Genomic DNA, 10,013 nt, shown 5'->3' on the forward strand with positions numbered 1-10,013 from the left:
CACGTCCGCACTACCAAATAGGAATACCTACTTATTTGAAATAAGGCGACAATAAGTATGAGTTTTTAGAGGTGCCCTGATGTTCCTCTGGTGTCAGATTGGTTAGGTACTGCTGGACTTTTTCTTCGAATTTCGGATCTATGTCATCAGAATCATTATTTGACACTCTACGGAAAGGACGGTTGGGAACTAGATTTTCGCTTGTGGAAAGTTTTGTATCTGTATCCCTATCAGCAGTCTTCTCTATGTCCTTATCAGGATTTGTTCCTATTGCAGTCTCCGTAACGAATTCAACTTCATTTGATTGGGGAACTGTTTGAATTTCCAAGCTAGTTGTTGTATTGTTTTCGACGCTTTTCGGTGCTTCTTGGGGTGAGCTAGGCGGAGCCGTGTAAGGATTGGCTTCCGGAATCTGGAAGTCCGTAAAATCCTCCTTAGAAATTTCGAAATTTTCGAATTGGAGTTTCACCTCAGCGGTATTTGTTTTCTCATCTGCCTTCACTTTTCCTTCATGAAAATCAGGATTGGCGAGTACCAATAAGATATTGGAGAGTAGCAATGTACGATAAAGATATTTTCTTCTCATAAGAACCTCCCTATGAAGACCAAGAGACAATAACGTTTCACAAAAACGAAAACGCTATCAAAATATTATATATTTATTCTAACAAAGATGGAATGGAGAATCAAATAATAATATAGAAATTATTTACTTAGATAGATTAGGTGTTGCGTCATTAATCTAGGATTCCTTTTCCAACCTGCTCCAAGGCTTGCTTCTTTGAGGTCTGTGCTATAATTGTGTTATGGAAAATAAGAAAAAATTACTATTAATTGATGGGTCCTCTGTGGCTTTTCGGGCTTTTTTTGCCCTTTATCAGCAACTGGATCGCTTTAAGGCACCGTCTGGTTTGCATACCAATGCGATTTATGGGTTCCAGTTGATGTTGACCCACCTGTTGGAGCGGGTTCACCCTAGTCATATCTTGGTTGCTTTTGATGCGGGCAAGACGACCTTTCGGACGGAGATGTTTGCGGACTATAAGGGGGGGCGGGCCAAGACGCCGGATGAGTTCCGGGAGCAGTTCCCCTTTATTCGGCAGCTTTTGGAGGTTCAAGGGATTCGCCATTATGAATTGGAAAATTATGAGGCGGATGATATTATCGGAACCTTGGATAAACTAGCCGAGGCTCAAGAGTTTGATGTAACCATTGTTTCGGGTGACAAGGACTTGATTCAATTGACTGATGCCAATACGGTTGTTGAAATTTCGAAAAAAGGGGTAGCGGAATTTGAAGCCTACACCCCGGCTTATCTGATGGAGAAAATGGGGATTACTCCTGCCCAGTTCATTGATTTAAAGGCCTTGATGGGGGATAAATCTGATAATATCCCTGGCGTGACCAAGATTGGGGAGAAGACCGGTCTGAAACTCTTGGCAGAATACGGGTCCTTGGAAGGCATTTATGAAAATCTGGATGGGATGAAGCAGTCCAAAATGAAGGAAAATCTGATCAATGATCGGGACCAGGCCTTCTTGTCCAAGACCTTGGCGACCATCAACACCCAGTCCCCAATTGCGATTGGTTTGGAAGATTTAGCCTACCAGGGGCCGGATGTCCCAGCCCTAGGTCAATTCTATGAGGATATGGGCTTTTTGCAATTGAAGCAGCAGTTGGATCAGGCGGCTGTCGGTGCGACACCGGTGGAGCATGCGGCTTATCAGGTGGTTACAGAGCCGACAGCGGGAATGTTTGGTCCAGAAACCTTCCTGCATTTGGAGTTGTTGGGAGAGAATTACCATACCGAACCTTTGCGGGGTGTGGTCTGGGGGACAAAAGACCAGATTTATGTGGGGGAGTCTCCAGCTATTTTGGAGAGTCCGGTTTTCCAAGCCTTTTTGGAGCAGACGCCTTTGTATGTCTATGATTTTAAAAAGGTTCAGGTCTTGTTAGCCCCTTATGGGTTGGACTTGCCTGTACCGGCTTTCGATAGTCGTTTGGCCAAGTATCTTTTGTCTACGGTTGAAGACAACCAGATTTCAACGATTGCTCGTTTGTATGGAAGTCGGTCTTTGGTTGAGGATGAGGTGATCTATGGCAAGGGTGTCAAACGGGCAATTCCGGAGGAAGAGGTCTTTTTCCAACACCTGGCTGATAAGCTAGCCGTTTTGGTGGAAACACAGGAGTCCCTCCAAAGCCAATTGGTGGAGCAGGAGCAATGGCCGCTCTTGGTCGACATGGAGCAGCCCCTAGCCAAGGTTTTATCTAAAATGGAATTGGCGGGGATTCAGGTTCAACGTGAAACATTGGTGGACATGCAGGCTGAGAATCAGGCGGTTATTGAGGGCTTGACGCAGGAGATCTACGACTTGGCGGGCGAGGAGTTTAATATCAATTCGCCGAAACAGCTGGGGATCATCTTGTTTGAGAAAATGGGCTTGCCTTTGGAATACACCAAGAAAACCAAGACGGGCTACTCAACTGCCGTGGATGTCTTGGAGCGTTTGGCTCCGATTGCGCCGATCGTGGCTAAGATTCTCGACTATCGGCAAATTACCAAGTTGCAGTCTACCTATGTCATGGGCTTGCAGGAGGCCATCGCAGAGGATGGCAAGATCCATACCCGCTATGTTCAGGATTTGACGCAGACGGGTCGGCTTTCAAGTACGGATCCCAACCTGCAAAATATCCCGATTCGCTTGGAGCAGGGCCGTTTGATTCGGAAGGTCTTCGTTCCGTCCTTTGAGGATGCGGTGTTGATGAGTTCGGACTATTCGCAGATTGAATTGCGGGTACTGGCCCATATTTCTCAGGATGAGCACTTGATTCAGGCCTTTAAAGATGGACTGGATATCCATAGTTCGACAGCCATGCGGGTCTTTGGCCGGGCCTCCGCAGCAGAGGTGACTGATCTGGATCGCCGCAATGCCAAGGCGGTTAACTTTGGGGTGGTTTATGGCATCTCTGATTTTGGTTTAGCCAATAACCTAGGCATCACCCGAGCCGAAGCCAAGGACTACATTGAGACCTACTTTGAACGCTATCCAGGCATTAAGAATTATATGGATCGGATTGTCCGTGAGGCGCGTGACCAAGGATATGTGGAAACCATCTTCCACCGCCGTCGCGCTTTGCCAGATATCCATGCTCGGAATTTTCAAGTCCGTTCCTTTGCGGAACGAACCGCCATCAACTCCCCAATCCAAGGATCAGCCGCTGATATCCTCAAAATCGCCATGATCAACCTGGACCGAGCCTTGGAAGAAGGCAACTACACCAGCCGCATGCTCCTCCAAGTACACGACGAAATCGTCCTCGAAGTCCCCAACTCAGAAGAAGAAGCCATCACCACCCTCCTCAAAGAAGTCATGGAAAACGCCATCCAACTCGCCGTCCCCCTCGTCGCCGACGGCAACAAAGGAAAAACCTGGTATGAAGCGAAGTAATCAAAAAGTCCAGTGGACTTTTTGATCCCGAGCCTAAAAATAGGGGAGCGAGGCCTAGAACTTGGACTTTGAAATCGGAGGGTCAGGTCTTAGAACCCAAGCTTTAAAATAGGGAGGTAGAGAATGCCGCGAAAAACCATTGATCAGATGAGCTGGATGGGGATTTATCAAGCTTATCTGAATAAAGTAGAGCGCAAAGCGAGAACGCAAGATGAGTTGGATCAGGTGTTAACCTGGCTAACCGGTTATAGTCCTGAGCAAGTCCAGCAGGGACCTGAAACTCGAACCGTAGCTGATTTTTACAACCAATGTCCTGCCTGGAATCCAGCGGCAACTGGTGTTACGGGGACCATTTGTGGGGTTAAGATTCAAGAATTAACCGATCCTTTGATGAAACAAATTCGCATTACCGATAAGCTGGTGGACGAGCTGGCTAAAGGCCGTCCTCTAGAGAAAATACGGAGGTCTTAAGATGCTTGTAAGAGATTCTACTGGGCTCAAAAAAATCCTGGAGGAAAGCAAAATCATCGCAGTTGTTGGACTTTCTCCACGAGAAGAGGCTACTAGCCATCGGGTGGCCCGATACCTGCAAGATCAGGGTTACCGCATTGTGCCAGTCAACCCACGGGCTGTGGATCAGAAGATTCTGGGGGAACAGGTTTATCCAAGTTTGGAAAGTATTCCCTTCCCTGTTGATATTGTGGATGTATTTCGTCGCAGTGAGTTTTTACCGGCTGTTGCTGCAGACTTTTTACAAGCTGAAGCTAAGGTTTTTTGGGCTCAACAGGGCTTGTTTAGTCAAGAAGCCTTGGATCTGCTGACCCAGGCTGGGATCCAGGAAATCGTGATGGATCGCTGTATTAAAGTAGATCACCAGTTACTGGTGGATCCTCACGCTTTCTGAGTAGAGGTTGTGAGTTGCCTATCCTAAAATATGTAAAAAGACTCTCGGATTAAATTCGAGAGTCTTTTGAAATTAAATGAGTGTTAGGCTTCTTTGTTGGCGAGTTGTGGAGCGAGGCCAAGTTCAGCAGAGAGCATCCAGATAGTTTTTTCGAAGTCACCTTTGGCATCTGCGAAGAGACCGTTGGTCACATCGTCTCCTTCTTCGTCAGTCACATCTAGTCCTGCTTGGAAAAGTTCAGTCAGATAGCTGAAGATGTCGATCACACGTGCAAGGCTTTCTTCAACAGATTTGAATTGACCTGGAAGTTCTTCGATTTTAGAGTGTTGTAGAAATTCAGTTAGGGTTGAGTAAGGTTGGCCACCGAGAGTGATGAGGCGCTCACTCATTTCATCCAAGGTACCATCGATAGCGTCCATGTATTTGTCCATTTTTGGATGCCAAACCATGAAACCAGCTCCACGCATATACCAGTGGAGCTGGTGGAGAGCGATGCGAGCAGTGTAGAGGTCAGCGACGGTTTGGTTTAGGACAGAAATAGTGTTGTTCATAAGAAGTTCTCCTTTTTGTTTTTCTAAATAAATTATAATCATTCTAAATAACGGAGTCAAGCAATTATCAGTGTCTGAAAAAAGTTGCACGATTCTAATTTTCAGACAATTTAAGTGAAGCTGGATACAAGGAAATCGATTGTGACAAGGGAGGGGCTTTTTGCTACAATAGGGGTCAGAACTAGGACTGTTTTTCCTAGGAAGGAGAAAAAATGAAAGATTCACCGATTCAGTATCGTCTGATTAAAAAAGAGAAACATACGGGAGCCCGGTTAGGGGAAATTATCACCCCTCACGGGACCTTCCCAACCCCCATGTTTATGCCAGTAGGAACCTTGGCTACCGTTAAGACCATGTCGCCAGAGGAGTTAAAAGAGATGGGTTCAGGAATTATCCTATCCAACACCTATCACTTATGGCTCCGTCCGGGAGATGAGTTGATCGCCAGAGCTGGTGGCCTGCACAAGTTTATGAATTGGGACCAACCCATTCTGACAGATTCAGGTGGTTTCCAAGTCTATTCCCTGGCAGATTCACGGAATATCACAGAGGAAGGGGTCACCTTCAAGAACCATTTGAATGGAGCTAAGATGTTCCTATCACCGGAAAAGGCGATTTCGATCCAGAACAATTTGGGCTCAGACATCATGATGAGTTTTGATGAATGTCCCCAGTTCTACCAGCCTTACGACTATGTTAAGAAATCGATTGAGCGGACCAGTCGTTGGGCAGAGCGGGGGCTTAAGGCCCATCAAAACCCAGATCGCCAAGGTTTGTTTGGAATTGTCCAGGGGGCAGGGTTCGAGGACCTTCGCCGTCAGTCTGCAGCTGACCTGGTGGCGATGGACTTCCCCGGTTATTCCGTGGGCGGCTTAGCGGTTGGTGAGACCCATGAGGAAATGAACGCGGTGCTGGACTTCACGACTCCCCTTTTACCAGAAAATAAACCTCGTTATCTAATGGGAGTTGGCGCACCGGATAGTTTGATTGATGGGGTTATTCGTGGAATCGATATGTTTGACTGCGTACTGCCAACGCGGATTGCACGGAACGGAACCTGTATGACCAGCCAGGGTCGTTTGGTGGTCAAGAATGCCCAGTATGCGGAAGACTTTGGTCCACTGGATCCGAACTGTGGTTGCTACACCTGTCAGAATTATAGTCGGGCTTATCTCCGGCACCTGCTCAAGGCGGATGAGACCTTCGGAATGCGCTTGACTAGCTACCACAATCTCTACTTCTTGATTGATTTGATGCGAAAGGTTCGCCAGGCAATTCTGGATGACAATCTCTTGGAATTCCGCCATGATTTTGTGGAGCAGTATGGTTATAACCGTTCTAGTCGGAATTTTTAATTGTAAAAAAAAACCAGGTTCCGAGTAGCCTGGTTTTTGCTCTATTTGGAATGTATCTGTATTTACGATATAATGGTAAAAAAGGAAATGTTTAGTTATACTTATTTACTTTCAAAATCTGACTTTAGTTAAACCTTCGTCGGTTTTCCTCGTCATTTTTTGTCTTATTCGAGTAGTATGATTTTAAAGATATATTAGGAGTTATTATGCGGATACGCTGGTTTTCATGCGTGCGGGTCTTAGGCTTGTTGTGGGTTTTACTATACCATTTTTACCCTAAGTATTTCCCAGGTGGTTTTGTTGGAGTGGATGTCTTTTTCACCTTCTCAGGCTTTCTGATTACCGCTTTGATGATTGATGAAGTAGACCGAACAGGTCAGGTGGATATGCAGGCCTTTCTGCGGCGGCGTTTGTATCGGATTGTGCCGCCGGTTGTGCTGATGCTTTTGGTGGCCCTGCCCTTGACCTGGTTGGTTCGTCTAGAATATGTAGCAGATCTCCCAACGCAAGTCGCAGGAGTTTTGGGTTACGTGACCAACCTCTATGAGATGCTGACGGGTGGGAACTACGAGGATCAGTTTATCCCCCATCTCTTTGTCCACAATTGGAGTTTGGCGGTGGAGGTTCATTTCTACTTGCTTTGGTCTTTCCTTTTGTACCGTCTGGCCAAGCGATCGCGGAACACATCGCAGTTCCGAGGTAGCGTCATCACCTTGTCCTTGCCGCTTCTTGTAGTGTCTTATGGGACTATGGTCTTGGGGCTCTTGTTGGGAGCCAGTCCATCTATGCTTTATTTTGCCAGTCTCAGTCACCTCTTTCCTTTCTTTTTTGGAAGTTTATTAGCGGCTATGACCGGTGTCTCCTCGCTATCTCTGTCCTTTGAAAAGCGTTTGGAACATTCCAACTGGCCGGGAATTATCCTGGGAAGCTTGCTAGGTGTGGTCATTCTGACTGGTTTGTTGATCGGCTTGCGCTTTGACCAGAATATCACCTATCTTGGGGGGCTAGCCTTGGCGGCTCTGGCGGCAACGGTTCTGATTCGCAGTCTGCGCCTGCTCCACAATCAGTTGCCAGATGTGGCAGAACCTGCTTGGTTGACTTTTTTGGCAGATACTTCCTATGGGGTCTATCTTTTCCACTGGCCGCTCTACAGTATCTTTAAGGATCAATTGGTACACTGGCAAGCGGTTTTCCTCACAGTCCTTCTTTCTTACACCTTTGCCGCTTTTTCTTTTTACATTGTGGAACCGATTCTAGCAGGACGGCAGCACTTCAATAAGTCCGCCCGAATGATTATGGGCTTGGTCTTGGTTGGTTTGGTGACCGCCAGTGGGGTTCGCCTTTATCAGGCACCGGTGATGACCAATTTTGCGCGGGATATGGCGGCCAATAATATGGCTCAATCGGCCCAGGGCTTGGAACGCTTGTATTATCAGGTGAATCCGACAGCGCGCTTGGACGAGCTAGAAGCTGAATCAGAAATTGAGAGTCTGTCAGTTCCTGGAGGTCTCTCTCTGATTGGTGACTCTGTTGCTCTGCGGGCCAATACACAACTCAATCAGGTCTTTCCGGATGGAAATATTGATGCCGCCGGTAGCCGGAACCTGACCCAGGCGCGTGCGATTATGAATGCTCAGGCCCAAGCCGGCATCCTAGGCAAAACGGTTGTTCTGGGGATTGGAGTTAATATCGTGAGCAATTATAAAGAAGAATTGGACGGCATTATTAAGGATCTCCCTAAAGGCCACCGCCTAGTCCTCGTAACCCCTTATGACGGAAATTCCGATCAGTACGTCGAGGCAACCGCAGAAGAAACCTGGAAGTATGAACTGAAATTAGCTCGCAAACATTCCTTTATTACCCTGGCAGATTGGCACAAGGTCTCCCTCAACCGTCCGGAAATGTGGGAGGATAGTGATAATATCCATTTTGGTGGTACCGGTGAAGCCATCCAGGCAGGGGCCAAGATCTACGCCGAAACCGTTCGCCAAGCTGTTGAAGCAGCTCAAGCCAAGCCAGCTAAGTAAGGTGCTCTTGCTATAACCGAGTTTCTTTGAAACTCGACGGAGCAGGGAACTTGTATAAATCCACTAGATGTGGTAGAATTAATATTCGAAATAAAGACTTTTAAGGTAGGACGGAGAGCCTACTAAGGACTTTTCGAATCAAAGAATCATAGAGTAGTGCAGAGCTCAGACTCTGTCCTGTTTTGTGAGGAAATTTTTATCGAATATCTATCCACAGAGTCTCATTTCATGATGAGGCTTTTTTTGAAAAAAGCTAAGTCAAATAAAACGCGCCGTCCTGTTTTGATTCAAGATGCCGTCAGAATAGGAACAAAAAGGGGGATAAAATGGCAGAAAAACGTTTGTTATTTGATATTCATGAAAAGCCAGACACTGCAAAAGGGTTGCTCCTGAGTGTGCAACACGTTTTTGCGATGTTTGGAGCGACGATCCTAGTTCCGATTTTACTAGGGATGTCGATTTCGACTGCATTGCTGGCTTCGGGGATTGGGACTCTGATCTATATGATCTCTACCAAGTTTAGTGTTCCGGTCTATCTAGGTTCTTCATTTGCCTATATTTCAGCCATGGCTTTTGCCAAGGAACAAATGGGTGGGGATATTAGTGCTGGACAAACTGGGATTATGATGGTTGGTCTGGTTTATGTAGTGGTTTCTTTAATTGTTGCAAAGGTTGGGACAGCCTGGATTGACCGTCTCTTGCCACCGATTGTAATTGGGCCGATGATTATGGTGATCGGTTTGGGACTGGCCAACACAGCTGTAACCTCAGCTGGCTTTGTGGCCGATGGTGATTGGAAAAACATGTTGGTGGCGGCTGTGAGCTTTATGATTGCGGTGACCATCCAAACACGGGGAAAAGGCTTTGTGCGGGTGATTCCGTTTCTGATTGCTATTGTCGGAGGTTATGTAGTAGCTATTTTCTTGGGGATGGTTGACTTTACCCCAGTTCAAGAAGCGGCTTGGTTGTCCTTGCCGGATCTGAGCCTGCCATTTGCAACAGGAGTCGCAGGTTTGAAAGAGTACAAGCTTTACTTTGGTCCGGAAGCCTTTGCCATTCTACCCATTGCGATTGTAACCATTGCAGAACATATCGGAGACCATATGGTTTTAGGGGAGATTTGTGGCCGTAATTTCTTGAAAAAACCAGGTCTCAATCGGACCCTGATTGGAGATGGGGTGGCTACAGCGGTTTCAGCCTTTATTGGTGGTCCTGCCAATACCACTTATGGGGAGAATACCGGGGTTGTTGGTTTGACCCGAATTGCTAGTGTTTCGGTGATCCGGAATGCGGCCTTGATTGCCATCGGTTTGAGCTTCTTCTCTAAGTTTACAGCCTTGATTTCGACTATTCCAAGTGCGGTTTTGGGAGGGATGTCAATCCTGCTTTATGGAGTTATTGCCAGCAACGGTTTGAAGGTTCTGATTCGCGCTCGGGTCAACTTTATGGAGTCCCGCAACCTTGTAATCGCTAGTGCCATGTTGGTCTTGGGCCTCGGTGGCGGTGTCTTGAAGTTGGGTTCTGACCTGGTTATTTCAGGGACAGCCTTGGCGGCCTTGGTCGGTGTCTTTTTGAACCTGGTCTTGCCAGCAGCAGCTGAGGATTCGGCTGAATAACTAGAGCTTTTTGTAAGAGGAGAGGCTGGGACAGAAGTCTAGCCTCTCTCTTTATGATTAGCAAAATACCTTTGACGCAGTAGTTGATTGGGTCTAACAGCATTGTATGCT

Annotated in this window: 7 protein-coding genes and 1 pseudogene; 6 read left to right on the top strand and 2 right to left on the bottom strand. The window is 46.8% G+C overall.

Annotation, left to right across the window (positions count from 1 at the left end):
- Window positions 1-31: 31 nt before the first annotated feature.
- Entirely contained in the window at window positions 32-586 is a 555-nt protein-coding gene (locus N4310_RS05890; protein ID WP_262092444.1) for a hypothetical protein, read from the bottom strand.
- Window positions 587-806: 220 nt separating this feature from the next.
- On the opposite strand from N4310_RS05890, the gene polA reads away from it, so the two are divergent.
- The 3 genes from polA to N4310_RS05905 all read left to right on the top strand — a co-directional run bounded on the left by polA (window position 807) and on the right by N4310_RS05905 (window position 4,353).
- Window positions 807-3,449, top strand: a complete 2,643-nt coding sequence (polA, locus tag N4310_RS05895; protein ID WP_262092445.1) for a DNA polymerase I — start codon at window positions 807-809, stop codon at window positions 3,447-3,449.
- Between the two features lie 123 nt (window positions 3,450-3,572).
- Window positions 3,573-3,920 (top strand): DUF2200 family protein, encoded by a 348-nt coding sequence (locus N4310_RS05900; RefSeq protein ID WP_179925067.1) that lies wholly within the window; start codon window positions 3,573-3,575, stop codon window positions 3,918-3,920.
- A gap of 1 nt (window position 3,921) precedes the next feature.
- Window positions 3,922-4,353 (top strand): CoA-binding protein, encoded by a 432-nt coding sequence (locus N4310_RS05905; protein ID WP_262092448.1) that lies wholly within the window; start codon window positions 3,922-3,924, stop codon window positions 4,351-4,353.
- Window positions 4,354-4,436: 83 nt separating this feature from the next.
- Here N4310_RS05905 and N4310_RS05910 read toward each other — a convergent pair.
- A pseudogene (locus N4310_RS05910) lies at window positions 4,437-4,895 on the bottom strand (Dps family protein); the annotation flags it as partial.
- 221 nt (window positions 4,896-5,116) lie between these two features.
- Between N4310_RS05910 and tgt the strand changes: the two are divergent.
- The 3 genes from tgt to N4310_RS05925 all read left to right on the top strand — a co-directional run bounded on the left by tgt (window position 5,117) and on the right by N4310_RS05925 (window position 9,902).
- Window positions 5,117-6,259, top strand: coding sequence for a tRNA guanosine(34) transglycosylase Tgt (gene tgt, locus N4310_RS05915; RefSeq protein ID WP_160332100.1), 1,143 nt, complete (start codon window positions 5,117-5,119; stop codon window positions 6,257-6,259).
- Window positions 6,260-6,465: 206 nt separating this feature from the next.
- Complete coding sequence (locus tag N4310_RS05920; protein WP_262092450.1) at window positions 6,466-8,286, top strand: acyltransferase family protein; 1,821 nt, start codon at window positions 6,466-6,468, stop codon at window positions 8,284-8,286.
- A gap of 326 nt (window positions 8,287-8,612) precedes the next feature.
- Window positions 8,613-9,902 (top strand): uracil-xanthine permease family protein, encoded by a 1,290-nt coding sequence (locus tag N4310_RS05925; RefSeq protein WP_262092451.1) that lies wholly within the window; start codon window positions 8,613-8,615, stop codon window positions 9,900-9,902.
- Window positions 9,903-10,013 lie beyond the last annotated feature (111 nt).

Origin of the sequence: Streptococcus danieliae, assembly GCF_025447695.1 — a bacterium.
Lineage (GTDB): Bacteria > Bacillota > Bacilli > Lactobacillales > Streptococcaceae > Streptococcus > Streptococcus danieliae.